Origin of the sequence: Pseudomonas brassicacearum (assembly GCF_918698105.1) — a bacterium.
Taxonomy (GTDB): Bacteria; Pseudomonadota; Gammaproteobacteria; order Pseudomonadales; family Pseudomonadaceae; genus Aquipseudomonas; species Aquipseudomonas brassicacearum_F.
This window is the reverse complement of the sequence record NZ_CAKKMI010000039.1, coordinates 15,799-40,492: the sequence shown is the minus strand read 5'-3', so window position 1 is coordinate 40,492 and position 24,694 is coordinate 15,799. Positions and strand designations below refer to the sequence as shown.

Here is a 24,694-nt window from a genome sequence, read left to right as displayed (position 1 = left end):
ACGCGCATAAATTAGAGAGGCCGGGATGTATATCTATCGCTTGGTCCTGCTCCTGGTAGTGGGGATTTATCTGTTCTCCCCGGCCATCATGGATTGGTGGATCGATGCCACGGGTGCCTGGTATCGGCCGTATCTGCTCTGGCTGATCCTGATTGTCGTGACCTTTATCCTGCAGAGCCAAAAAGATGCCGATGAGCTTTAGCCTGACCCAGATGGTCCTGATCAGCGCCGCCTACCTGGCAGTGCTGTTCGGCGTAGCCTGGATCAGCGAACGAGGCATGATCCCCCGGGCGATCATCCGCCACCCGCTGACCTATACGCTGTCGCTGGGTGTCTATGCCAGCGCATGGGCGTTCTATGGCACGGTCGGGCTGGCCTATCAGTACGGTTATGGTTTTCTCTCCAGCTACCTCGGCGTATCGGGCGCGTTCCTGCTGGCGCCGGTGTTGCTCTACCCGATCCTGAAAATCACCCGCACCTACCAACTGTCGTCGCTGGCCGACCTGTTCGCCTTTCGCTTTCGCAGCACCTGGGCCGGCGCGCTGACCACGATCTTCATGCTGGTCGGGGTGCTGCCGCTGCTGGCCCTGCAGATCCAGGCCGTGGCCGACTCCATCAGCATCCTGACCCGCGAGCCGGTGCAGCACCGGGTGGCGCTGAGCTTCTGCGTACTGATCATCCTGTTCACGATTTTCTTTGGTTCCCGCCACATCGCCACACGGGAGAAACACGAAGGCCTGGTGTTCGCCATCGCCTTCGAGTCGGTGATCAAGCTGATTGCCATCGGTGGCGTCGGTCTCTACGCCCTATACGGCGTGTTCGATGGCCCGCAGCAGCTGGAAGTGTGGCTGCTGCAGAACCAGACCGCCCTCGCCGCCCTGCACACGCCTTTGCAGGAAGGCCCATGGCGCACGCTGTTGCTGGTGTTCTTCGCCTCGGCCATCGTGATGCCGCACATGTACCACATGACCTTTACCGAAAACCTCAACCCGCGCTCGCTGGTAAGCGCCAGTTGGGGCCTGCCGCTGTTCCTGCTGCTGATGAGCCTGGCGGTACCGCTGATCCTCTGGGCCGGCCTGAAGCTGGGCGCCAGCACCAATCCGGAATATTTCACCCTGGGTATCGGCATCGCCGCCAACAGCAAGGCCCTGGCGTTGCTGGCCTATGTCGGCGGCCTGTCGGCGGCCAGCGGCTTGATCATCGTTACCACGCTGGCCTTGTCGGGCATGGCCCTCAACCACCTGGTGCTGCCGCTCTACCAGCCACCGGCCGAAGGCAATATCTACCGCTGGCTGAAATGGACACGGCGGGCGCTGATCGTCGCGATCATCATGGCCGGCTACGGTTTCTACCTGATGCTGGGTGAGGGACAGGACCTGGCCAACCTGGGCATCGTCGCCTTCGTTGCCACCTTGCAGTTCCTGCCCGGCGTGCTGTCGGTGCTGTATTGGCCGACCGCCAACCGCCGCGGCTTCATCGCCGGCCTGCTGGCAGGGATCCTGGTGTGGCTGGTCGCGATGCTGTTGCCGCTGATGGGCAACCTGCAGGGCTTCTATATCCCGCTGCTGAACATGATCTACGTGCTCGACGACACCAGTTGGCATATGGCGGCCATCGCCTCCCTGGCGGCGAACGTGCTGATATTCACCCTGATCTCGCTGTTCACCAACGCCAGCAGCGAAGAGGCCAGCGCCGCCGAAGCTTGCGCGGTGGACAATGTCCGCCGCCCGCAGCGCCGCGAACTGCACGCCGCCTCGCCCCAGGAATTCGCCACGCAACTGGCCAAGCCCTTGGGCGCCAAGGCCGCGCAAAAGGAAGTCGAACAGGCCCTGCGCGACCTCTACCTGCCCTTCGATGAACGTCGCCCGTATGCTCTGCGTCGCCTGCGGGACCGGATCGAGGCCAACCTGTCCGGCCTGATGGGGCCCAGCGTGGCCCAGGACATGGTCGAGACGTTCCTGCCCTACAAGGCCGGCGGCGAGAACTACGTCACCGAAGACATCCACTTCATCGAAAGCCGCCTTGAGGATTACCATTCGCGCCTCACCGGCCTTGCCGCCGAACTGGACGCCTTGCGCCGTTACCACCGCCAGACCCTGCAGGAACTGCCGATGGGTGTGTGCTCCCTGGCCAAGGACCAGGAAATCCTGATGTGGAACAAGGCCATGGAAGAGCTCACCGGGATCGCCGCCCAGCGCGTGGTCGGTTCACGCCTGAGCACCCTGGGCGAGCCGTGGAAAGGTTTGTTGCAAGGTTTCATCGACCTGCCGGACGAGCACTTGCACAAACAGCACCTGGCCCTCGACGGCCAGACCCGTTGGCTGAACCTGCACAAGGCGGCGATCGACGAGCCGTTGGCACCGGGTAACAGCGGCCTGGTGCTGCTGGTCGAAGACCTGACCGATACCCAGATGCTCGAAGACAAGCTGGTCCACTCCGAACGACTGGCCAGCATCGGCCGGCTGGCCGCCGGGGTGGCCCACGAAATCGGCAACCCGATCACCGGCATCGCCTGCCTGGCGCAGAACCTGCGCGAAGAACGCGAGGACGACGGCGAGCTGACGGAGATCAGCGGCCAGATCCTCGAACAGACCAAGCGCGTGTCGCGCATCGTCCAGTCGCTGATGAGCTTCGCCCATGCCGGCGGTCACCAGCACAATGACGAGCCCGTCTGTCTGGCCGAAGTGGCCCAGGATGCCATTGGTCTGCTGGCGCTCAACCGGCGCAATTTCGAGGTGCAATTCTTCAACCTGTGCGATCCGGAGCATTGGGTCGATGGCGACCCCCAGCGGCTCGCCCAGGTGTTGATCAACCTGCTATCCAACGCGCGGGACGCCTCACCGGCCGGCAGCGCGGTGCGGGTCAAGAGCGAAGCCTTCGAACACACGGTCGACCTGATCGTCGAAGACGAAGGCAGCGGTATCCCACAGAACATCATGGACCGATTGTTCGAACCTTTCTTCACCACCAAGGATCCTGGCGAAGGCACCGGTCTGGGCCTCGCACTGGTCTATTCCATCGTTGAAGAGCATTATGGACAAATCACCATCGACAGCCCGGCCGATGTACAAAGCCAACGCGGCACCCGTATCCGGGTGACTTTGCCGCGTCATGTCGAAGCGACGTCCGCTGTGAACTGAGACCGTCGAGAGAATCGAATCAATGCCGCACATTTTGATCGTCGAAGACGAAACAATTATCCGCTCCGCCTTGCGCCGCCTGCTGGAACGCAACCAGTACCAGGTCAGCGAAGCCGGATCAGTGCAGGAAGCACAAGAACGTTTCAGCATTCCCACGTTTGACCTGATCGTCAGCGACCTGCGCCTGCCTGGCGCCCCGGGTACCGAGCTGATCAAGCTCGGCCAGGGCACCCCTGTGCTGATCATGACCAGCTACGCCAGCCTGCGCTCGGCGGTCGACTCCATGAAAATGGGTGCGGTGGACTACATCGCCAAACCGTTCGACCACGACGAGATGCTCCAGGCCGTGGCCCGCATCCTGCGTGACCGACAGGCGGCGACCAGCAACCCCGCGGAACCCGTCGGCAAGGCCAGTGCCTCGGCGAAAGCCAGTGCCAGCAACAACAATGGCGAAATTGGCATCATCGGTTCCTGCCCGCCCATGCAGGACCTGTACGGCAAGATCCGCAAAGTGGCGCCGACCGACTCCAATGTCCTGATCCAGGGCGAGTCCGGTACCGGCAAGGAGCTGGTAGCCCGTGCCCTGCACAACCTGTCACGCCGGGCCAAGGCACCGATGATCTCGGTGAACTGCGCGGCAATTCCCGAAAGCCTGATCGAGTCCGAACTGTTCGGTCACGAGAAAGGTGCGTTCACCGGCGCCAGCGCCGGCCGCGCAGGCTTGGTGGAAGCGGCGGACGGCGGCACGCTGTTCCTCGATGAAATCGGCGAGCTGCCGCTGGAAGCCCAGGCGCGGTTGCTGCGGGTGCTTCAGGAAGGCGAAATCCGCCGGGTCGGCTCGGTGCAGTCGCAAAAGGTCGACGTCCGCCTGATCGCGGCAACCCACCGTGACCTCAAGAGCCTGGCGAAGATCGGCCAGTTCCGCGAAGACTTGTATTACCGCTTGCACGTGATCGCCTTGAAGCTCCCTGCCCTGCGCGAGCGTGGCGCGGACGTCAATGAAATTGCCCAGGCGTTCCTGGCTCGCCAGAGCGCACGGGTCAATCGCACCGATCTCAAGTTCGCCCCGGACGCCGAACAGGCCATTCGTCATTACGCCTGGCCGGGTAACGTTCGAGAGCTGGAAAATGCGGTCGAGCGGGCAGTGATCCTGTGCGAGAGCCCGGAAATCTCGGCCGACCTGCTGGGCATCGACATCGAACTGAGCGACCTGGACGACGAAGAGTTCATCGGCCTGGCCCCGCAACAGGGCGGCGCAGCCAACAACACCAGCCACGAACCCACCGAAGACCTGTCCCTGGAGGACTACTTCCAGCACTTCGTCCTGGAGCACCAGGACCACATGACCGAGACCGAACTGGCACGCAAACTGGGCGTAAGCCGCAAGTGCCTGTGGGAACGTCGCCAGCGCCTGGGGATTCCACGGCGCAAGACCGGAGCGACCAGCGAAAGCTGAGGTGTGGGGGTAACACCGCTGAATGTGAAAAAACTGTTACCTCAGTTTTTTCACGTAACAAAAGCCGGGGTTTACGGTAACGAAACCCCGGCTTTTTTTCGCCTCGGAAAAATGGCTATAACCTTAGAACCCCCGGTTTCGCTGGGCTTCGCAAAAGTTGGCACGCACCCTGCTATAGCTTTGGTACAAGAACAATAACAAGCAATGCAAAAGACAATAAAAATAAGACGAATCGACTCACGCACAATAAAAACAAGACGGCGAGAGGCGCAGCTAACTGATTCTTTTGGAGAGGCGTTGTATTTGGGGCTTGCCCCACAACCAGGCCGAGAACAATAAAAACTGTCTCAAGACAGGTGCCTGAACTGGTTGGATCGATTGATCACTGCAACACAGCGACCAAAGCAATCCGTTTGCTCTTGGCTCCCGATTGGGAGGGTCACGAAGGAAAAAACCTTGTGGCGTGGGCACTCAACAAAAACAAGAAGCCCGAAACCAATAATAAAAATAGAGCACGTAACTAATTCTGGGGGAGCTTCGGCTCCCCTTGTGGTTTCTGTCGTTCCGCTTCCCCTTAGCCTACAAGGCTTGTCGCTGAAGCTTGCAGCTCTAAACTGCTCCGTCCTACACCATCCCTCGACTAAATGCTAGAATCTCGGCCCATCATGCGGTCATTCTTCGTTTTTGGCCGAATATTCCTTCAAACAGTGCATCCCATGCTGAAGAAGCTGTTCCAGTCATTCCGTTCTCCCTTGCGTCGTACGCAACACATTCGCAGCACGCCTGAAGTGCTCAACAGCGGCCAGCATTCACTGCAAAAGGCCCAGTTCAGCCGTTATGCGGTGAACATCGTCGAACGTTTGCAGAACGCCGGTTACCAGGCTTACCTGGTCGGTGGCTGCGTGCGCGACATGCTGCTCAACATCACCCCCAAGGATTTCGACGTCGCCACCAGCGCCACGCCGGAACAGATACGGGCCGAATTTCGCAATGCGCGGATCATTGGCCGGCGCTTCAAGCTGGTCCACATCCACTTCGGTCGCGAAATCATCGAAGTAGCGACCTTCCGCGCCAATCACCCGCAAAACGATGAAGAGGAAGACAGCAACCAGTCTTCGCGCAACGAGAGCGGACGCATCCTGCGCGATAACGTCTACGGCACGCTGGAAGAAGACGCGCAACGCCGCGACTTCACCATCAACGCCCTGTATTACGATCCGGTCAGCGAACGCATCCTCGATTACGCCAACGGTGTACACGACATCCGCAATCGCCTGATCCGCCTGATCGGCGACCCCAAGCAGCGCTACCAAGAAGACCCGGTGCGAATGCTGCGGGCCGTGCGTTTCGCCGCCAAGCTGGATTTCGGCATCGAAAAACACAGCGCCGTGCCGATTCGCGAACTGGCACCGATGCTGCGGGAAATCCCTTCGGCGCGCCTGTTCGAGGAAGTGCTCAAGCTGTTCCTGTCGGGCAACGCGGCAGACACCTTCGAGATGCTGGTGGACCTGCAATTGTTCGACCCGCTGTTCCCCGCCAGTGCCGAGGCCCTGGAGCACAACCCGACCTACACCCACACCTTGATCAGCGAAGCACTGATCAACACCGACCTGCGCATCAAGCAGAACAAGCCGGTGACGCCCGCGTTCCTGTTCGCCGCGTTGCTCTGGCCTGCCCTGCCGGCCCGGGTGTTGCGCCTGCAAGAGCGTGGCATGCCGCCGATCCCGGCGATGCAGGAAGCTGCCCACGAGCTGATCGCCGAACAGTGCCAGCGCATCGCCATTCCAAAACGCTTCACGATGCCGATCCGCGAGATCTGGGACATGCAGGAACGCCTGCCACGGCGCAGCGGCAAGCGTGCCGACCTGCTGCTGGACAACCCGCGTTTCCGTGCCGGCTACGATTTCCTGCTGCTGCGTGAAAGCGCGGGCGAGCAGACCGATGGCCTGGGCGAATGGTGGACCGATTACCAGGACGCCAACGACAGCGAGCGCCGCGACATGATTCGCGAGCTCAGCGGCAAGGACGACGGCGCCAGCGGCCCGCGCAAGCGCCGTCGCAGCAGCGGTGCCAAGCGCAAGCGTGCCGGTGTACCGAGCGCATCGGGCGAGTAATCGATGGAACGCATCTACATCGGCATGGGCAGCAACCTGGCCGAACCCGCCGCACAATTGCGCAGTGCCATCCAGGCGCTGGCGCAATTGCCCGATACCCAACTGGTGGGGGTCTCGGCGTTTTATCAAAGCGATTCCCTACTGCCCGGCCAGCCGCGCTACACCAACGCGGTGGCGGCGCTGGACAGCCGCCTGGCCCCGCTGGACCTGCTCGATGCGCTGCAAGCCATCGAAACCGGACAAGGTCGCGAACGCCTGGAACGCTGGGGCCCGCGCACCTTGGACCTGGACATCCTGCTGTTCGGCGATCGCCTGATCGACGAGCCTCGCCTCAAGGTCCCCCACTACCACATGCAAACCCGGGCTTTCGTGCTGTACCCACTGGCGGAATTGGCGCCCGCCGACCTGCGCCTGGCCGATGGACGCTTGCTCAAGGATCTGCTCGCAGCGTGCCCGTTCGTTGGTCTGGAACGCTTGCCGCCTATCTGACGAAGACCATCCCCTGTGGGAGCGAGCTTGCTCGCGATAGCGGTGTAGCAATCGACATATATTGACTGGCCCGCCGCCATCGCGAGCAAGCTCGCTCCCACAGGATACGGACCCGGCAGTCAGATCCGAGACACGCCTCTACGCTGAAACGCATCAGTCACCCCGGTAACACCCGGCGGTAACACATCCAATTGACTTCCCGGGAGCTCCTCACGACTATAGGCGTCCCGATGCCGCCAACGCGGCGTTTAAAGGGCGCAATCCAGGCCTTACAAGCACCACACATAGAGGGTGCGCCTGTATAGATGACGATTCATGCGCGTTACTCGCAGTAGCTCAAGAGCGCCTAATGAGGACTTTTTCATGCCAGCTATTACCCTGACCACGCTGCAAGGTCTCAAGCAAAAAGGTGAGAAAATCGCCATGCTGACCTGCTATGACGCCACTTTCGCCCACGCCTGCAATGAGGCCGGTGTCGAAGTGTTGCTGGTGGGCGATTCCCTCGGCATGGTGCTGCAAGGTCACGACAGCACGCTGCCGGTGACCACCGCCGAGATGGCCTACCATGTGGCCGCCGTCAAACGCGGTAACACCGATGCACTGATTCTCGCCGACCTGCCATTCATGGCCTATGCCACCCTCGAACAAACCATGACCAACAGCGCCATGCTGATGCAGGCCGGTGCCCACATGGTCAAGGTCGAAGGCGCGTTGTGGCTGGCCGATTCGATTCGGCTGCTGGCCGAGCGGGGTATCCCGGTGTGCGCACACCTGGGCCTGACGCCACAAGCGGTGAATATCCTCGGTGGCTATAAAGTCCAGGGCCGCAATGAGAACCAGGCGCGGCAGATGCGCGCCGATGCGATTGCGCTGGAGCAGGCTGGCGCGGCGATGTTGCTGCTCGAATGCGTGCCCAGCGAGTTGGCGGAAGAAATCACCCAGGCGGTGAAGATCCCAGTGATTGGGATCGGCGCCGGCCACGCCACCGATGGCCAGGTGCTGGTGCTGCACGACATGCTCGGGCTGTCGATCACCGGTCGCGCGCCCAAGTTCGTGAAGAACTTCATGGCAGGGCAAACGTCCATCCAGGGCGCCCTGAGTGCCTACGTCGCCGAAGTCAAGGCCGCGACCTTCCCTGGCGCCGAACACGGGTTTTCTGCATGAACACCGTCAAGACCGTACGCGAACTGCGGGCCGCCGTGGCCCGTGCCCGCGGCGAAGGCAAACGCATCGCCTTCGTGCCGACCATGGGCAACCTGCACAGCGGCCACGTGGCGCTGGTCACCAAGGCCGCGCAACGGGCCGACTTCGTGGTGGCGAGCATTTTCGTCAACCCATTGCAATTCGGTGCCGGCGAAGACCTGGACAAATACCCCCGCACCCTGGCGGCCGACCAGGAGAAACTGCTCCAGGCCGGCTGCCATCTGCTGTTCGCGCCCAGCGTCGAAGAGATGTACCCCGACGGCATGGCCGGGCAGACCCGGGTCAGCGTCCCGCAATTGTCCGAAGGCTTGTGCGGCGCCAGCCGTCCAGGGCATTTCGAGGGTGTGGCGACGGTGGTCAGCAAGCTGTTCAACATGGTCCAGCCTGACCTGGCGGTGTTTGGCCAGAAAGACTTCCAGCAACTGGCGGTGATCCGCGCCCTGGTCCATGACCTGAACATGCCGATCCAGATCATCGGCGAGCCGACCGTCCGCGCCGAGGACGGCCTGGCGCTGTCCTCGCGCAACGGCTTCCTCAGCCCGGATCAACGTGCCGTCGCGCCCGTGGTCTATCGCGTCCTGAGCCAGATCGCCGAGGCCATCAAACAGGGCCGACGCGATTTCCCGGCATTGATCGATGAGCAGCTCAAGCAACTTGAAGCTGCCGGCCTGCGTCCCGATTACCTGGAAATCCGTCACGCCAAGACCTTGCGCCCGGCGTTGAGCGAGGACCGCGACCTGGTGATTCTGGTGGCGGCCTTCCTGGGCACCACGCGCCTGATCGACAACCTGCACCTGGACCTCGACACACCCGCCTGAACCTATGCACACCCCGCGGGACGAGGCCCGTGGGAGCATAGCTTGCTCGCGATAGCGGTCTGATAGTTGACATAGGTGTTGAATGTGACCGTGTCGTCGCGAGCAAGCTTTGCTCCCACAAGGCTCGCCCCCACAGCAATTCAGTTTGTCCGCAAGACCTCATCGCGTTTCCGTCTGTCGGCCCCTTCCCATCCTCGTTGTATAAAAAAGTACCGGGAACCGGTCAGACAAAGTCAAGACAGATCGCAACGCGAGGTTTACTGTATTCGCCCTGCGTCCGGCGATCGAGCCAATGCAGTGTCCGGACGCCCACCTCGAGCCGCGCCGGAATTTTTAGTGTACAAAAGGTCGTTCAAGTAAAAAGGAAACCCGCAGCGATGGCGTATTACCGAACCCCTCATGACGTGACCGCTCTGCCAGCCTGGCAAGCGCTGAATGACCACCGCAAAGCCATGCAGGATTTCAGCATGCGCGAAGCGTTCAATGCCGATCCGCAGCGTTTTACTCAATTCACCCTATCGAGCTGTGGCCTGTTTCTCGACTACTCGAAAAACCTGATCAACGCCCAGACCCGTGACCTGCTGGTGGGCCTGGCGAACGAAGTCGACCTCCAGGGCGCGATCAAGTCGCTGTTCGAAGGTGAAATCGTCAACGCCTCGGAAAACCGCCCTGCCCTGCACACCGCCCTGCGTCGGCCGGTGGGCGACAAGTTGCTGGTCAACGGCGTCAACGTGATGCCGGACGTGCACAAAGTGTTGAACCAGATCACCGACCTGGTGGGCCGCATTCACGACGGCCTGTGGCGCGGCTACACCGAAAAGCCCATCACCGACGTGGTGAACATCGGCATTGGTGGTTCTTTCCTCGGTCCGGAGCTGGTGTCCGAAGCGCTGTTGTCCTACGCGCAAAAAGGCGTTCGCTGCCACTACCTGGCGAACATCGACGGCAGTGAGTTCCATGAACTGACCATGAAGCTGCGCGCCGAGACCACGCTGTTTATCGTCTCGTCGAAATCCTTCAACACCCTCGAAACCCTGAAGAACGCCCAGGCCGCCCGCGCCTGGTACTTGGCCCAGGGTGGCTCCGAAGCGGAGCTGTATCGCCACTTCATCGCCGTGTCGAGCAACAACGCCGCCGCCGTGGCCTTCGGCATCCGCGAAGAAAACATCTTCCCGATGTGGGACTGGGTCGGCGGGCGTTACTCGCTGTGGTCGGCCATCGGCCTGCCGATCGCCCTGGCCATCGGCATGTCGAACTTCAAGGAATTGCTCTCCGGGGCCTATTCCATGGACCAGCATTTCCAGAGCGCCCCGTTCGAGCAGAACATGCCGGTGCTGCTGGCACTGCTGGGCGTGTGGTACGGCAACTTCTGGGGTGCGCAGAGCCATGCGATCCTGCCGTACGACCACTACCTGCGTAACATCACCAAGCACTTGCAGCAATTGGACATGGAATCCAACGGCAAGAGCGTGCGCCAGGACGGTACACCGGTGTCGACCGACACGGGCCCGGTGATCTGGGGCGGCGTTGGCTGCAACGGTCAGCACGCTTACCACCAGTTGCTGCACCAGGGCACCCAGTTGATCCCGGCCGACTTCATCGTGCCGATCGTCAGCTTCAACCCGGTTTCCGATCATCACCAGTGGCTGTACGCCAACTGCCTGTCCCAGAGCCAGGCACTGATGCTCGGCAAGACCCACGCGGAAGCCGAAGCCGAGCTGCGGGACAAGGGCGCCAGCGAAGAAGAGGTGCAGAAACTGGCCTCCCACAAGGTGATCCCGGGCAACCGTCCGAGCAACACCCTGGTGGTCGAACGCATCAGCCCACGTCGCCTCGGCGCACTGGTGGCGCTGTATGAACACAAGGTGTTCGTGCAGAGCGTGGTCTGGGGCATCAACGCCTTCGACCAATGGGGCGTGGAGCTGGGCAAGGAACTGGGCAAGGGCGTCTACAACCGCCTGGTGGGCAGCGAAGAAAGCCTGGCCGAAGATGCTTCGACCCAGGGCTTGATCAACTACTTCCGCGGGCGTCACCGCGGCTGATCGTTAAGTAGATCGCAAACCCTGCCTTACCTCTGTGGGAGCGAGCTTGCTCGCGAAGGCGATGTGTCAGTTGCTATTAATGGGGCTGACACACCGCTATCGCGAGCAAGCTCGCTCCCACAGTTGCTTCGTGCATGACTTGAACCGCCAGGCTACTGGGCGCATCTTTATGACTTGTCGCAAAACAAGAATAAGGAACCGTCATGTTCGATATCAGCCAGTACCCCCAAGCCGATGCCGTCCGCCGGGCTGCGCAACTGAGTCAGGACGAGTACAAGCGGCTCTATAAAGAATCCATCGAACACCCCAGCGCCTTCTGGGCAGAGCAGGCCACGCGCTTTCTCGACTGGATGACGCCCTGGCAAACCGTCCAGCGCTATGACCTCAAGAACGGCGACGCGAGCTGGTTCGCCGGTGGCAAGCTGAACGTCAGCGCCAATTGCATCGACCGTCACCTGCAAACCCGCGGCGACCAGACGGCAATCATCTGGGAAGGCGACAACCCCGCCGAATCGGCAGAAATCACCTACAAAAAACTTCACAACCATGTGTGCCGCCTGGCCAACGTGCTGAAAAGCCGTGGCGTGAAGAAAGGCGACCGGGTCTGCATCTACATGCCGATGATCCCCGAGGCGGCCTACGCCATGCTCGCCTGCACCCGCATCGGCGCCGTGCATTCGGTGGTGTTCGGCGGTTTCTCACCGGACTCGCTGCGCGACCGGATTCTCGACGCCGATTGCCGCACCGTGATCACCGCGGACGAAGGCGTGCGCGGCGGGCGCTTCATACCGCTCAAGCGTAACGTCGACAAGGCCCTGGAAAGTTGCCCGAACGTCAGCACCGTGCTGGTGGTCGAGCGCACTCAGGGCGAGGTGGGCTGGGTTGAGGGCCGTGACCTGTGGTACCACCAGTCCATGCACGAAATGAGCGACGACTGCCCACCGGAACCGATGGACGCCGAAGACCCGTTGTTCATCCTCTACACCTCCGGCAGCACTGGCAAACCCAAGGGTGTGCTGCACACCACGGGCGGCTATCTGCTGCAAGCGGCGATGACGTTCAAGTACGTGCTCGATTACCGCGACAACGAAGTTTTCTGGTGCACCGCCGATGTCGGCTGGGTCACCGGCCACAGCTACATCGTCTACGGCCCGCTGGCCAATGGCGCCACCACGCTGATCTTCGAGGGCGTGCCGAGCTACCCGAGCAGTTCGCGCTTCTGGCAGGTGATCGACAAGCATCAGGTCAACATCTTCTACACCGCACCGACCGCCCTGCGCGCGCTGATGCGCGAAGGCGCCGGACCGTTGCAGGAAACGTCCCGCAAAAGCCTGCGATTGCTCGGCAGCGTCGGTGAGCCGATCAATCCGGAGGCGTGGGAATGGTATTTCAACACGGTCGGCGAACAGCGCTGCCCGATTGTCGATACCTGGTGGCAGACCGAGACCGGCGGCATCATGCTCAGCCCGCTGGTGAGTGCCCCACGGCTCAAGCCAGGCTGCGCCACCCGGCCGATGTTCGGCGTGCAACCGGTCTTGCTGGATGAAGTGGGCAAGGAAATCAGCGGTGCCGGCAGCGGCGTACTGGCGATCAAATCCAGTTGGCCCGGGCAGATTCGCAGCGTCTACGGCGATCATCAACGCATGGTCGACACCTACTTCAAGCCCTACCCCGGCTATTACTTCACCGGCGACGGCGCGCGCCGCGACGAAGACGGCGACTACTGGATCACCGGGCGCATCGACGACGTGATCAACGTCTCCGGGCATCGCATTGGCACCGCCGAAATCGAAAGCGCCCTGGTGCTGCACGACAACATTGCCGAAGCCGCCGTCGTCGGCTATCCCCATGACCTCAAGGGCCAGGGCATCTACGCCTTTGTCACGCCGATGAACGGTGTGGAGGCCAATGACGAGCTGAAGAAGGAACTGCTGGCCCACGTCAGCAAGGAAATCGGCAGCTTCGCCAAACCAGAGCTGATCCAGTGGGCGCCGGCGTTGCCCAAGACCCGTTCGGGCAAGATCATGCGACGCATCCTGCGCAAGATCGCCTGCAACGAACTCGACAGCCTCGGCGACACCTCGACCCTGGCCGATCCAAGTGTGGTGGAGGGGCTGATCGACAAGCGCCTGAATCGCTAGGCCAAACGACTCGGTTGCCCTGAGGCATCGAGTCCTTGCGCCGCTGGACTGTGGGAGCAAAGCTTGCTCGCGAAACAGGCACCTCGATTCCTGAAAGACCGCATCGCCTTCATCGCGGGCAAGCCTTGCTCCCACAAAGCCCTTCGCCACAGGTCAGGGCCTGACTCAACAGCATGCAATACCAACCCGAGTATGCATAACTGCTAAACTCCCGCGCCTCATTTCTCTAAGGCGCGCCCGGCATGTCTTCCTTGAATCAGGCGCTGCGCGCCGCCCTCGACCAGCGTCAGGCGCTGCTCGGCCAATTGCATCAGCAAGGCACCGACTGCTATCGCCTGTTCCACGGCAGCCAGGAAGGCGCGCCCGGCCTGACCGTCGACCGCTACGGCCCGCAACTGCTGGTGCAGAGCTTCCACCAGTCGCTGGAGCGCGACGACCTGTTGCAACTGCACGGCATCGTCAACGAACGGCTGGGCCTGGAAACCCTGTTGGTCTACAACGACCGCGCCCGGGGCAATTCGCGCATCGACCGCCAGGACACCGTCTACCAGGCTGACGAGGCAGCCCTGCAAGACCTTGTGGGCCATGAATGGGGCTTGAATTATCGCGTTCGCGGTCGCCATGCCGGGCAGGACCCACTGCTGTTTCTCGACCTGCGAAACGCCCGGGGCTGGGTCAAGGCACACAGCCGCAACAAAAGCGTGTTGAACCTGTTCGCCTACACCTGCGGCGTCGGCCTGAGCGCTGCGGCCGGTGGTGCGCGGGAAGTGTGCAACCTGGACTTCGCCGAAGGCAACCTGGCGGTGGGCCGCGAAAACGGCCTGCTCAACCCCGATTTGCCGCCGATGGAATTCGTGCAGTCGGATTATTTTCCGGCGATCCGCCAACTGGCCGGCCTGCCCATCAGCCAGCGCCGCGGGCAGAAACTGCCCAGCTACGTGCGCCTGGAGCAACGCCAGTACGACCTGGTACTGCTCGATCCACCGGCCTGGGCCAAAAGTGCGTTCGGCACCGTCGACCTGTTGCGCGACTACCAAAGCCTGCTGAAACCGGCGCTGCTCACCACCGCCGACAATGGCGTGCTGATTTGCTGCAACAACCTGGCAAAAGTGCCCATGGACGATTGGCGCGAGCAGGTGTTGCGTTGTGCGGAAAAAGCCGGGCGCCCGGTGCGCGAGTGGAGTGTGCTGACGCCCGGCGGTGATTTCCCCTCCCGGGACCAGCAGCCGCCGCTCAAGACGTTGATCCTCCAGCTCTAGGCCAGACTCAGGATTCTTACGTGAAAAACGGACAAATCTGTTAAATCACAGTGGCTTCGGAACCGTAAACGCATGCCATACTCCAAGGCATTCCGAATTCACACCAAGATGAAGCCACACATGCCCAAAGGATTGATTCGCGCTATCGGCGCCCTGTTGACCGCACTGGCCCTCTACAGCCTGTTGGGCTTTCTGATTTTGCCGGGCATCGCCTTGCGCATCGCCAACCAGCAATTGGCTGCCCTTGCGACGGTCCCGGCCCAGATCCAGCGAATCGAACTCAATCCCTTCAGCCTGGAAGTCACCCTCTGGGGTTTGAATATCGGCGAACCGGGCAAGGAGCAGGTCGGCTTCGAACGGCTGTACGCCAATTTGCAACTCGACAGCTTGTGGTCCGGCGCCCTGCACCTGGTCGACATCGAGCTGGACAAGCCCAAGACCGAAGTGGTGTTCGCCAAGGACGGTCAGTTGAACCTGCTGGGCCTGTTCAAGCTGCCGGCCAGCGAACCGACGCCCGCCGACCCCGAGGCCAAACCGTTCCCGCTGCGGGTCGACCGAATCAAGTTGGCCGGTGGTTATGTGCATTTCCAGGACCTGCGCCCCAGCGAACCCATTGAGTTCCTCTACGACACCCTCGATTTCGAGCTGAAGAACCTCAGCACCCTGCCCGACGACAATGCCGACATGACCCTGGTGGCTGCTGGCCCCGAGGGCGGACAGATCGACTGGACCGGTAATTTCAGCCTCACGCCGATTGCCTCCCAAGGCACGCTCAAAGTCACTGGCGGCCAGATGAAAGCCTGGTGGCCCTATGTGCGCGACGCCGTACCGCTGGTTCTGGAAAACGGCGTCCTGAACCTCAGCACCGACTACAAGCTCAACCTGGCCAAAGGCACCGAACTGCTGCTCAACAACGTGGCGGTCAGCGTCGCGCCCTTCGCCATCAAGACACCCGATGGCCGCCCACTGGTGAAGCTCGAACGCCTGGACGTGAGCGAAACCACGTTGGACCTGGCCAAGCAGCAAGTGATCGTGGGCAAGATCCGCAGCCAGAAACTGGAAACCTGGGCCGCTCGCGAGGCGGATGGGCAGCTGGACTGGCAAAAACTCTTCGCCAGCCAGCCGGGCAAACCGCAGGTCAAGGCTGAACCGGCATCCGCCCCGGCAGCGGCAGACTCGCCAAAAGCTGAACCGGCACCGCCCAGCAAACCCTGGCAGGTGATGTTGAAGGATGTGCAACTGCGCGACTATAAGGTGCACCTGGCTGACCGTCAGGCCCAGCCCGCCGTGGCACTGGAAGTCGGCCCGCTGAACCTCGACCTGCAGAACTACGACACCCTCAACGGCTCGCCCTTTACCCTCAAGCTGGACACCGGGTTAGGCAAGCAGGGCAAGATCCTCGCCGACGGCGAGGTCAACCTGAACCCGATCAGCGCTAAGCTCAAGGTCAAGACCCAGGACATCGACCTGCGCGTCGCCCAGTCGTACATCAACCCGTTCATTCGCCTGGAGCTGCGCTCCGGGATGCTCGGCAGCGACCTGGCAGTGAACCTTAAAAGCACCGAACCGCTGGCATTTGCTGTCACCGGCCGCGCCCAGGTCGATCAGTTGCACACCCTCGACACGCTCAAGACCCGCGACTTCCTCAAGTGGCAGAGCCTGGTCCTCGAAGGCCTGAATTATCAGCATGGTGACAGCCTGTCCATCGACAAGGTCAATCTGTTCCAACCGTACGCGCGCTTCATGATCAACGACGACCGCACCACCAACGTCGATGACCTGCTGATCCCGCAACCGGCCGACAGCGGCACGAAGAACACCGCGGCGAAACCGGCGTCCCAGGAAAAACCGCTGGGCATCCACATCGGTGGTATCGCCATCAATGACGGTTCGGCCAACTTCGCCGACTTCAGCCTGACGCCCAATTTCGCCACGGCCATCCAGCAGCTCAATGGCCAGATCGGCACCATCGACAGCCGCCAGGCCAAACCGGCCAGCGTCGACATCAAGGGCAAGGTCGACCGTTACGCGCCTGTCACCATCAAGGGAGCGGTCAACCCCTTCGACCCGATGGCCAGCCTCGACATCGCCACCAGTTTCAAACGGGTCGAGCTGACCACCCTGACGCCCTACTCCGGCAAATTCGCCGGCTATCGCATTCGCAAGGGCCGGCTCAATCTCGACCTGCATTACCGGATCACCCAGGGCAAGCTCCAGGCAGACAACAAAGTCGTGGTCGAGCAACTGCAACTGGGGGAGAAAGTCGACAGCCCGGATGCCGTGAGCCTGCCACTCAAATTGGCCGTCGCATTGCTGAAGGATTCCGACGGCAAGATTTCCATCGAACTACCGGTGTCCGGCGATCTCAACGACCCGCAATTCAGCGTCATGCCAATCATCTGGCAGACCCTGCGCAACCTGGTGGTACGCGCGGCCCAGGCACCGTTCAAGCTTATCGGTGGGCTGGTGGCCGGCGGCGGCTCGGAAGACTTGGGCAGCGTGGCGTTTGCGCCGGGCTCCAGCGACCTGAGCAAGGACAATGAAGGCACGCTGCTCAAACTGTCCGAAGCCCTTGGCAAACGTCCGCAACTGCGCCTGGAGATCGAAGGCACCGCCGCCGAAAGCAGCGACGGTCCGCTGCTCGCCGCCCAGCGCCTGGAGCGCGAATACCAGTACAACTACTACAAGATGCTGCAGCGCCGGGGCGACAAAGTGCCGGCCCAGGCCTCGCTGATCCAGGTGCCCGAGGACGAAAAGGCACCGCTGCTCGAAGGCATCTACCGCACGCGCCTCAAGACCCAGCCGCCTGCCGAATGGACGCAATTGGATAAAAAGGCCCGTATCGAGAAGCTGCGTGAAGGCGTGATCAAGTTCTGGAGCGGCAGCGACGTGCTGTTGCGTCAACTGGGACAGGAACGGGCCAGCAGCATCAAGGATTTCCTGGTGGACAAGGGCCAGTTGGCCGATGACCGCGTGTATTTCATCGACGCCAGCCTCGGCCAGGCCGAGAGCGATGGGCGGGTGATTACCCCGTTGCATCTGGATGCCGAATAGATGAAACCCTGGTTAGGGCCCTGCCTGGGTCTATTGCTGGCCGCCGGCCAGGCCTCGGCTGCCGACACGCTGCGCTGCGGCAGCCAGTTGATCAGCGTCGGTGACCGCTCCAGCGAAGTGTTGCAAAAGTGCGGCCAGCCGGCGGCGCGGGATGACCTGGGCTACAAACGCAGTGTCAATCGCCGGGAAGAATACCCGGTGGAAGAATGGACCTACGGCCCCAACAGCGGCATGTATCAGTACCTGCGTTTCGAAGGGAATCGGCTGGTGCAGATCACCAGCAAGCGGGGGCGGTGAGCTTGTCCGCACAGATGTGTTGAATGTGCCGCCGCCATCGCGAGCAAGCTCGCTCCCACATTGTTTAGGGTGATCTCAAAATCCGTGTTCACCGCCGCCCCCTGTGGGAGCGAGCTTGCTCGCGATGGCGGCAACTCGGTTCTGACTCGTGTGTAAACGCTGACCCGCAGATTGATTCCCCAGAATAGAACAGGCCCCCGGCACGAATGCCGGGGGCCTGTAATGGCCACGTCCGTGTGGCCTTTCGCATGAACTCCAAAGCGACGGCAAACGTATATCCTGGCCCGCTTGCCGCGCCTTCTCCCAGTCCAGGCGAGAAGTCTTAGCCTTACTCGGCTTTCAGGCCGTCAGCCGATACGGCCTTGACGCCTTTGATTTTCTTGGCGATTGCCACGGCGGTGTCTTTTTGTGCATCAGTGACTTTGGTCATCGAAGACAGGGACACAACACCTTTGTTGGTTTCGACTTTGATGTCGCTGCCCGGAATGCCTTTTTCGGTGACCAAGTCAGCTTTGACCTTGGTGGTGATCCAGGTATCGGAGACGTCTTCTTTCGCCTCTGTCACTTCACCGGCAGCCAGCATCATTGGCGCCTGAGTTGCTTGAGTGGTCTCGGCGAATGCGCTAGCCATGGTCAGGGTCAGTGCGGTAGCAGCGGCGGCAGTGATAGCGAACTTCTTCATACGAGTAACTCCTGTTTTTCTCAAAGACTGCCGGAGGTGGATCCCGGCAGGGTTATCAGGAGTAGTGCGAACGCTGTGCCAGTTTTGAAACATTTAATAATTCCTTTTAAATCAGCAAGTTAAGCGAAACGGCAATTTTCGCGATCATGCAAAATGCATGAAGCGGTGATTCTCGACATGCAACTTGCGGGTTTTGGCCTATTTCTAAGTTTATGAATTGCGAAGGGTTTCTGTTGGACACGAGATTATTCCCGCCTGAGTACCTAACCTCCATAAAAAAGGGCTGCTAAGCAGCCCAGGCCAAGTCAAGTTCGAATTCATTAACCTCCGGTAGGAGCCGCAGCGCCACCGGTGCAACCGGCTGGTAAGAACTCTTGAGCGGCATCGGAACCACACGACCAGGCGCCCGCCGTCGACCGGGTGAGTGTGATCGTTTTACCCGCCACGGCTGCAGGCGACTTAACAAGTTTGCAAACGATGGTGCCTGACCCGGCCGAAGCGGAACCCGTGATTGTAAGTTCGCAGTTACTGGTAGGTGAAGTGACGTTCATGTTGGTCGTTGATGGGTCGGTACCTTGATTCATGGCGTCCTCATACGGCACCTTTAGCGCAGAAATTTCCGCCAGCCCCGCCGTCGCCTTCGCCCGCGCCTGATATTTGGAATATTGCGGCAACGCAAACGTCGCCAGAATGCCGATGATCGCCACGACGATCAGCAGCTCGATCAAAGTAAAACCACTCTGCTTATTCATAGACATCTCCCATGCATGAGTCGAAATCTCATGACCTGAAACGGCCACTGCAGGGCACATGCCAACCCTCAGGCTCCATCAATCAAGGGGTTTTAACCTGCACAACGGCAACGTCCTACCTCAACAACCGCACTATCTGACGTTTTTTGTCACCCTGCCCCGCTGGTTTGGCGTCGAGGCTTGACTAGGCTATAAGTCATGAATCGTTCGCCGTCGGGATTCCCATGAATGACATCGCCCTCAGCGGCCTGACCAAGCAATTGGTGTTGGCCGAACTGCTCACCGAGCAAAGTGCGCAACAGGCGTATCAACAGGCCCAACGTAGTCGCATCCCCCTGGTCAGCTATCTGGTGCAGAACAAACTGGTCCAGAGCCGCCAGGTCGCGGAGATCGCCTCGGAGCATTTCGGCGTCGCCCTGCTGGACCTCACTAGTCTGGACAAAGAAACCCAACCCACCGGCCTGGTCAGCGAAAAACTGGTGCGTCAGCACCACGCCCTGCCGCTGTGGCGGCGTGGCAACAAATTGTACGTAGGCATCTCCGACCCGACCAATCACCAAGCCATCAACGACATCCAGTTCAGCACCGGCCTGACCACCGAAGCCATCCTGGTGGAGGACGACAAGCTCAGCGACGCCATCGAAAAGTTCTTCGAGTCCAGCAGCACCGGCCTGGAAGGCATGGGCGACGTCGACCTCGACGGCCTGGACATCGAATCGATCGACGACACCAGGCAGGAGTCCATTGCCGGCCAGGACACCGACGACGCGCCCGTGGTGCGCTTCGTCAACAAGATGTTGCTGGACGCGATCAAGGGCGGCTCTTCCGACCTGCACTTCGAGCCCTACGAAAAAATCTACCGGGTGCGGGTGCGCACCGACGGCATACTGCGCGAAGTGGCCAGGCCACCGATCCAGCTGGCCAACCGTATCGCCGCCCGCCTGAAAGTCATGGCCAGCCTGGATATTTCCGAGCGACGCAAACCCCAGGACGGGCGCCTGAAAATGCGCCTGTCGAAAACCAAGTCCATCGATTTCCGGGTCAACACCCTGCCCACGCTCTGGGGCGAAAAAGTGGTGATCCGGATCCTTGATCCGTCCAGCGCACAAATGGGCATCGATGCCCTGGGCTACGAACCGAACCAGAAAGACCTGTACATGGCCGCCCTCAAGCAACCGCAAGGGCTGATCCTGGTGACCGGCCCAACCGGCTCGGGCAAGACCGTGTCGCTCTACACCGGGCTGAATATCCTCAACACCGTGGACATCAACATTTCCACCGCCGAAGACCCGGTGGAGATCAACATGGAAGGCATCAACCAGGTCAACGTGAACCCGCGCCAGGGGCTGGACTTCGCCCAGGCCCTGCGCTCGTTCCTGCGTCAGGACCCGGATGTGATCATGGTCGGCGAGATCCGCGACCTGGAAACCGCCGAGATCGCCATCAAGGCCGCCCAGACCGGTCACCTGGTGCTTTCCACCCTGCACACCAACAGCGCCGCCGAAACCCTGATCCGCCTGCAGAACATGGGCATTCCGGGGTTCAACATCGCCACCGCCGTGCACCTGATCATCGCCCAGCGGCTGGCGCGCAAGCTGTGCAGCCACTGCAAGAAGGCCATCGAGATCCCCGAGGAAACCCTGCTCAAGGAAGGTTTTCCTCGGGAACGCATCGGCACATTCACGATCTATGAGCCGGTCGGTTGCGAACAGTGCAACAACGGTTACAAAGGGCGCGTGGGGGTTTACGAAGTGGTCAAGAACACGTCCGAGCTGCAACAGCTGATCATGGCCGAGGGCAACTCGCTGGAAATCGATCTGCAAATGCGCAAGGACGGTTTCAATGACCTGCGCACGTCGGGGCTGCTCAAAGTGATGCAGGGCGTCACCAGCCTCGAAGAAATCAACCGGGTCACCAAGGATTGAACATGGCGGTCAAGGCAGTCAAAACCGATGTTTACACTTGGGAAGGCAAGGACCGCAAAGGCACGAAAATGACCGGCGAGCTGACGGGCCAGAGCCCGGCGCTGGTCAAGGCACAGCTGCGCAAGCAAGGCATCAACCCGCAGAAGGTACGCAAGAAATCCACCTCGATCTTCAGCAAGGGCAAGCGCATCAAGCCGCTGGATATCGCCCTCTTCACCCGCCAGATGGCGACAATGCTCAAGGCCGGTGTGCCGCTGTTGCAGGCGTTCGACATCATTGGCGAAGGCTTCGACAACCCCAACATGCGCAAGCTGGTGGACGAGGTGAAGCAGGAAGTCGCCGCCGGCAACAGCTTTGCTGCGGCGCTGCGCAAGTGTCCGCAATATTTCGACGAGCTGTACTGCAACCTGGTGGACGCCGGCGAACAGGCCGGTGCCCTGGATACCCTGCTGGACCGCGTCGCGACCTACAAGGAAAAGAGCGAAGCGCTCAAGGCCAAGATCAAGAAAGCCATGACCTATCCAGCGGCCGTGGTCCTCGTCGCCGCCGTGGTCACGGGGATCCTGCTGGTCAAGGTGGTGCCGCAATTCGAATCGGTATTCTCCGGGTTCGGCGCGAAACTGCCAGCCTTCACGGTGATGGTCATAAGCCTGTCGGAAATCATGCAGCAATGGTGGTGGGTGATGCTTGGCGGGGTGGTGGGGGCATTTTTTGGCGTGAAATATGCGCTCAGGCGTTCGGAGCGTTTTCGCGACTGGCGCGACAAATGGCTGCTCAAGCTGCCGCTGATAGGCACCTTGCTGTACAAGTCCGCCGTGGCCCGCTACGCCCGCACGCTGTCCACCACCTTCGCCGCCGGCGTGCCGCTGGTGGAGGCCCTGGATTCGGTGTCTGGCGCCACCGGCAACGTGGTGTTCAAACGTGCCGTGCAGCGCATCAAGCAGGAGGTCTCGACCGGCATGCAGTTGAATTTCTCCATGCGTGCCTCAGGGATTTTTCCGAACCTGGCGGTCCAGATGACCGCCATCGGCGAGGAATCCGGTGCACTGGACGACATGCTCGACAAGGTGGCGAGCTTTTATGAGGCCGAGGTGGACAATCTGGTGGACAACCTCACCAGCCTGATGGAACCCTTCATCATGGTGGTCCTGGGAGTGGTCGTCGGCGGCCTGGTGGTCGCCATGTACCTGCCCATCTTTCAACTTGGCTCTGCGATCTGACATGCCCCTGAGCGAATTTTTCGTGCTGTATCCCCTGGCTTTCGTGCTCGTTGCAGCCTTGCTCGGCCTGATCATCGGCAGCTTCCTCAACGTGCTGGTGTGGCGCCTGCCGCAGATGCTCAACCGCGAATGGCGCCTGCAAGCCCATGACCTGCTGGGCCTGCCGGCCGAAACCCCGGGCCCGGTCTACAACCTGATGCTGCCCCACTCCCAGTGTCCGCACTGCGGCCATCGCATCCGCGCCTGGGAAAACATCCCCGTACTCAGCTACTTGATGCTGCGCGGCCGCTGTTCGAGCTGCGCCGCGCCCATCGGCAGGCGTTACCCCCTGACCGAATTGGCCTGCGGGGCGTTATCGGCGTTCGTCGCCTGGCATTTCGGCTTTGGCTGGCACGCCGCGATGGTGATGGTGTTGACCTGGGGCCTGCTGGCCATGAGCCTGATCGACGCCGAGCATCAACTGCTGCCCGATACCTTGGTGCTGCCGTTGTTGTGGCTGGGCTTGATCATCAACAGCTTCGGTCTCTTCGTGTCCTTGAACCAGGCGATGTGGGGCGCGGTGGCCGGCTATCTGGCGCTGTGGTCGGTGTTCTGGGTATTCAAGCTGATCACCGGCAAGGAAGGCATGGGCTATGGGGATTTCAAATTGCTGGCGATGCTCGGCGCCTGGGGTGGCTGGCAGATTCTGCCATTGACGCTGCTGTTGTCGTCGCTGGTGGGCGCCGTTCTCGGGATGATTGTATTGCGCTTGCGTGATGCTCCCGGGTCGACGCAGATCCCTTTCGGACCTTATCTGGCCATTGCCGGCTGGATTGCCTTGCTCTGGGGTGGTCAAATAACCGACTTCTATTGGCAGTCTGTCGGTTTTTAATGAATAGCTCAGTGAAAAAACCCTGGATTCTCGGCCTGACCGGTGGCATCGGCAGCGGCAAGAGCGCCGCGGCCCAACATTTCATCGACTTGGGCGTGCACGTCATCGACGCCGATCATGCGGCGCGCTGGGTGGTCGAGCCCGGGCGCCCGGCGCTGGCGAAAATCGCCGAACACTTCGGCCCCGGCGTATTGCAGGCCGACGGCGCCCTGGACCGGGCGGCGCTGCGCAAGCTGATTTTCGAGAATGCCGATGAACGCCGCTGGCTCGAGGCGCTGCTGCATCCGCTGATCGCCGAGGAAATCGCCCATCATCTGGCCCAGGCACAATCGCCCTATGCGATCCTGGTATCGCCGCTGCTGATCGAGTCAGGGCAGTACACCATGACCCAGCGGATCCTGGTGATCGATGCGCCGGAACAATTGCAGATCGAACGTACGTTGCAGCGCGACCAGACCAACGAACAGCAGGTCCAGGCGATTCTCAAGGCCCAGTCCAGCCGCCAGGATCGCCTGAGCCATGCCGACGACGTGGTGGTCAACGACCGCGACCTCGCCTGGCTGCACAGCGAGGTCGAGCGCCTGCATCACTTTTACCTTACTTTGCGTGGAGGCCAATCATGAGCCAAGCCCCAACCGTTGATTGCCCAACCTGTGGCGCCCCAGTGGAATGGAGCCCGGAGAGCAAGTTCCGGCCGTTCTGCTCTGATCGCTGCAAACTGATCGACCTGGGCGCCTGGGCGTCGGAAGAACACAAGATTCCGGTCAGCCCCGACGCCGAGGACGAGCTGTTCAGCGAAGACTTCGAGCAACGCCACTAAGGCCCGGTCGAAACATTGTGGCGAGGGAGCTTGCTCCCGCTGGGGTGCGTAGCGCCCCCCAAAAAACGATGAGTGCTTCGCACTCAAGCGGGAGCAAGCTCCCTCGCCACGGGGCTCATTATCTTCTCAGGTAACGAAATTCACCCCCTAAGGCCGCATGAAACCGTAATCCTGTTCATCGTCGAGGTTTTCCGCCAGGAAACTCAACTCATCGGCCAGGTCTTCAGGGCTGCGCACTGTCTTGCTCTGTTGCACGATCGCACTGAGCAAGGCGCGCAGGCTCAAGCCTGGGTCAAAACCGATTTCCATTGCGGCGTCGTGGCTACGCCTGATCTCTTGTCTCGCCCACTCATAAACACTCATGGTTGTGCTCCTGGAAGTTTTCCAAAGCATGAAGGGCGTGTGGCGGTG

At 61.1% G+C, this 24,694-nt stretch carries 20 protein-coding genes; 17 read left to right on the top strand and 3 right to left on the bottom strand.

Annotated features, from left to right (window positions below; genetic code table 11):
- Positions 1-25: 25 nt before the first annotated feature.
- The 12 genes from LQ215_RS16570 (at position 26) to LQ215_RS16515 (ending at position 18,013) form a co-directional block, all read left to right on the top strand.
- On the top strand, positions 26-202 hold the full coding sequence (locus LQ215_RS16570) for a hypothetical protein (protein WP_003176118.1): 177 nt from the start codon (positions 26-28) through the stop codon (positions 200-202).
- On the top strand, positions 186-3,140 hold the full coding sequence (locus LQ215_RS16565) for a sensor histidine kinase (RefSeq protein WP_230151490.1): 2,955 nt from the start codon (positions 186-188) through the stop codon (positions 3,138-3,140). The genes LQ215_RS16570 and LQ215_RS16565 overlap by 17 nt, the downstream gene beginning before the upstream one ends.
- Before the next feature lie 22 nt (positions 3,141-3,162).
- Complete coding sequence (locus LQ215_RS16560; protein WP_230151489.1) at positions 3,163-4,596, top strand: sigma-54-dependent transcriptional regulator; 1,434 nt, start codon at positions 3,163-3,165, stop codon at positions 4,594-4,596.
- Positions 4,597-5,312: 716 nt separating this feature from the next.
- Positions 5,313-6,710: a polynucleotide adenylyltransferase PcnB gene (locus LQ215_RS16555; protein WP_018609287.1), complete on the top strand. Its 1,398-nt coding sequence runs from the start codon at positions 5,313-5,315 to the stop codon at positions 6,708-6,710.
- A 3-nt stretch (positions 6,711-6,713) separates the two neighbouring features.
- The gene (gene folK / locus LQ215_RS16550; protein WP_230151488.1) at positions 6,714-7,199 is read left to right on the top strand and encodes a 2-amino-4-hydroxy-6-hydroxymethyldihydropteridine diphosphokinase; all 486 of its coding nucleotides are present in this window, start codon (positions 6,714-6,716) and stop codon (positions 7,197-7,199) included.
- A 363-nt stretch (positions 7,200-7,562) separates the two neighbouring features.
- Complete coding sequence (panB, locus tag LQ215_RS16545; protein WP_230151487.1) at positions 7,563-8,363, top strand: 3-methyl-2-oxobutanoate hydroxymethyltransferase; 801 nt, start codon at positions 7,563-7,565, stop codon at positions 8,361-8,363.
- Positions 8,360-9,220 (top strand): pantoate--beta-alanine ligase, encoded by an 861-nt coding sequence (panC, locus tag LQ215_RS16540; protein ID WP_092225307.1) that lies wholly within the window; start codon positions 8,360-8,362, stop codon positions 9,218-9,220. Before panB ends, panC begins: the two co-directional genes overlap by 4 nt.
- 377 nt (positions 9,221-9,597) lie before the next feature.
- Positions 9,598-11,262: a glucose-6-phosphate isomerase gene (gene pgi / locus LQ215_RS16535; protein ID WP_230151486.1), complete on the top strand. Its 1,665-nt coding sequence runs from the start codon at positions 9,598-9,600 to the stop codon at positions 11,260-11,262.
- Positions 11,263-11,465: 203 nt separating this feature from the next.
- Positions 11,466-13,403 carry an acetate--CoA ligase gene (gene acs, locus LQ215_RS16530; RefSeq protein ID WP_230151484.1) on the top strand — a complete coding sequence of 646 codons (1,938 nt, stop codon included), beginning with the start codon at positions 11,466-11,468 and terminating at the stop codon, positions 13,401-13,403.
- 242 nt (positions 13,404-13,645) lie between these two features.
- Complete coding sequence (locus LQ215_RS16525; protein ID WP_230151482.1) at positions 13,646-14,662, top strand: class I SAM-dependent rRNA methyltransferase; 1,017 nt, start codon at positions 13,646-13,648, stop codon at positions 14,660-14,662.
- A 120-nt stretch (positions 14,663-14,782) separates the two neighbouring features.
- Positions 14,783-17,716: a DUF748 domain-containing protein gene (locus tag LQ215_RS16520; protein ID WP_230151479.1), complete on the top strand. Its 2,934-nt coding sequence runs from the start codon at positions 14,783-14,785 to the stop codon at positions 17,714-17,716.
- Complete coding sequence (locus tag LQ215_RS16515; RefSeq protein WP_230151477.1) at positions 17,717-18,013, top strand: DUF2845 domain-containing protein; 297 nt, start codon at positions 17,717-17,719, stop codon at positions 18,011-18,013.
- 328 nt (positions 18,014-18,341) lie between these two features.
- Here the strand turns inward: LQ215_RS16515 and LQ215_RS16510 are convergent, their stop codons facing one another.
- Both LQ215_RS16510 and LQ215_RS16505 read right to left on the bottom strand, forming a co-directional pair.
- Positions 18,342-18,695 carry a BON domain-containing protein gene (locus LQ215_RS16510; protein ID WP_025215523.1) on the bottom strand — a complete coding sequence of 118 codons (354 nt, stop codon included), beginning with the start codon at positions 18,693-18,695 and terminating at the stop codon, positions 18,342-18,344.
- A gap of 320 nt (positions 18,696-19,015) precedes the next feature.
- Entirely contained in the window at positions 19,016-19,447 is a 432-nt protein-coding gene (locus LQ215_RS16505; protein WP_230151475.1) for a pilin, read from the bottom strand.
- A 224-nt stretch (positions 19,448-19,671) separates the two neighbouring features.
- Here LQ215_RS16505 and pilB point away from each other — a divergent pair, with 224 nt between their 5' ends.
- From pilB to yacG, 5 genes are read left to right on the top strand one after another with little or no spacing between them, the layout of a single operon-like run.
- Positions 19,672-21,372, top strand: coding sequence for a type IV-A pilus assembly ATPase PilB (pilB, locus tag LQ215_RS16500; RefSeq protein ID WP_230151473.1), 1,701 nt, complete (start codon positions 19,672-19,674; stop codon positions 21,370-21,372).
- Between the two features lie 2 nt (positions 21,373-21,374).
- Complete coding sequence (locus LQ215_RS16495) at positions 21,375-22,592, top strand: type II secretion system F family protein (RefSeq protein WP_230151471.1); 1,218 nt, start codon at positions 21,375-21,377, stop codon at positions 22,590-22,592.
- Position 22,593: 1 nt separating this feature from the next.
- The gene (locus LQ215_RS16490) at positions 22,594-23,463 is read left to right on the top strand and encodes a prepilin peptidase (protein ID WP_230151469.1); all 870 of its coding nucleotides are present in this window, start codon (positions 22,594-22,596) and stop codon (positions 23,461-23,463) included.
- The gene (gene coaE / locus LQ215_RS16485; RefSeq protein WP_230151467.1) at positions 23,463-24,086 is read left to right on the top strand and encodes a dephospho-CoA kinase; all 624 of its coding nucleotides are present in this window, start codon (positions 23,463-23,465) and stop codon (positions 24,084-24,086) included. The genes LQ215_RS16490 and coaE overlap by 1 nt, the downstream gene beginning before the upstream one ends.
- Positions 24,083-24,283 (top strand): DNA gyrase inhibitor YacG, encoded by a 201-nt coding sequence (gene yacG / locus LQ215_RS16480; protein WP_230151465.1) that lies wholly within the window; start codon positions 24,083-24,085, stop codon positions 24,281-24,283. Before coaE ends, yacG begins: the two co-directional genes overlap by 4 nt.
- Positions 24,284-24,430: 147 nt before the next feature.
- Here yacG and LQ215_RS16475 read toward each other — a convergent pair whose 3' ends face one another.
- Positions 24,431-24,646, bottom strand: a complete 216-nt coding sequence (locus tag LQ215_RS16475) for a hypothetical protein (protein ID WP_013694234.1) — start codon at positions 24,644-24,646, stop codon at positions 24,431-24,433.
- Positions 24,647-24,694 lie beyond the last annotated feature (48 nt).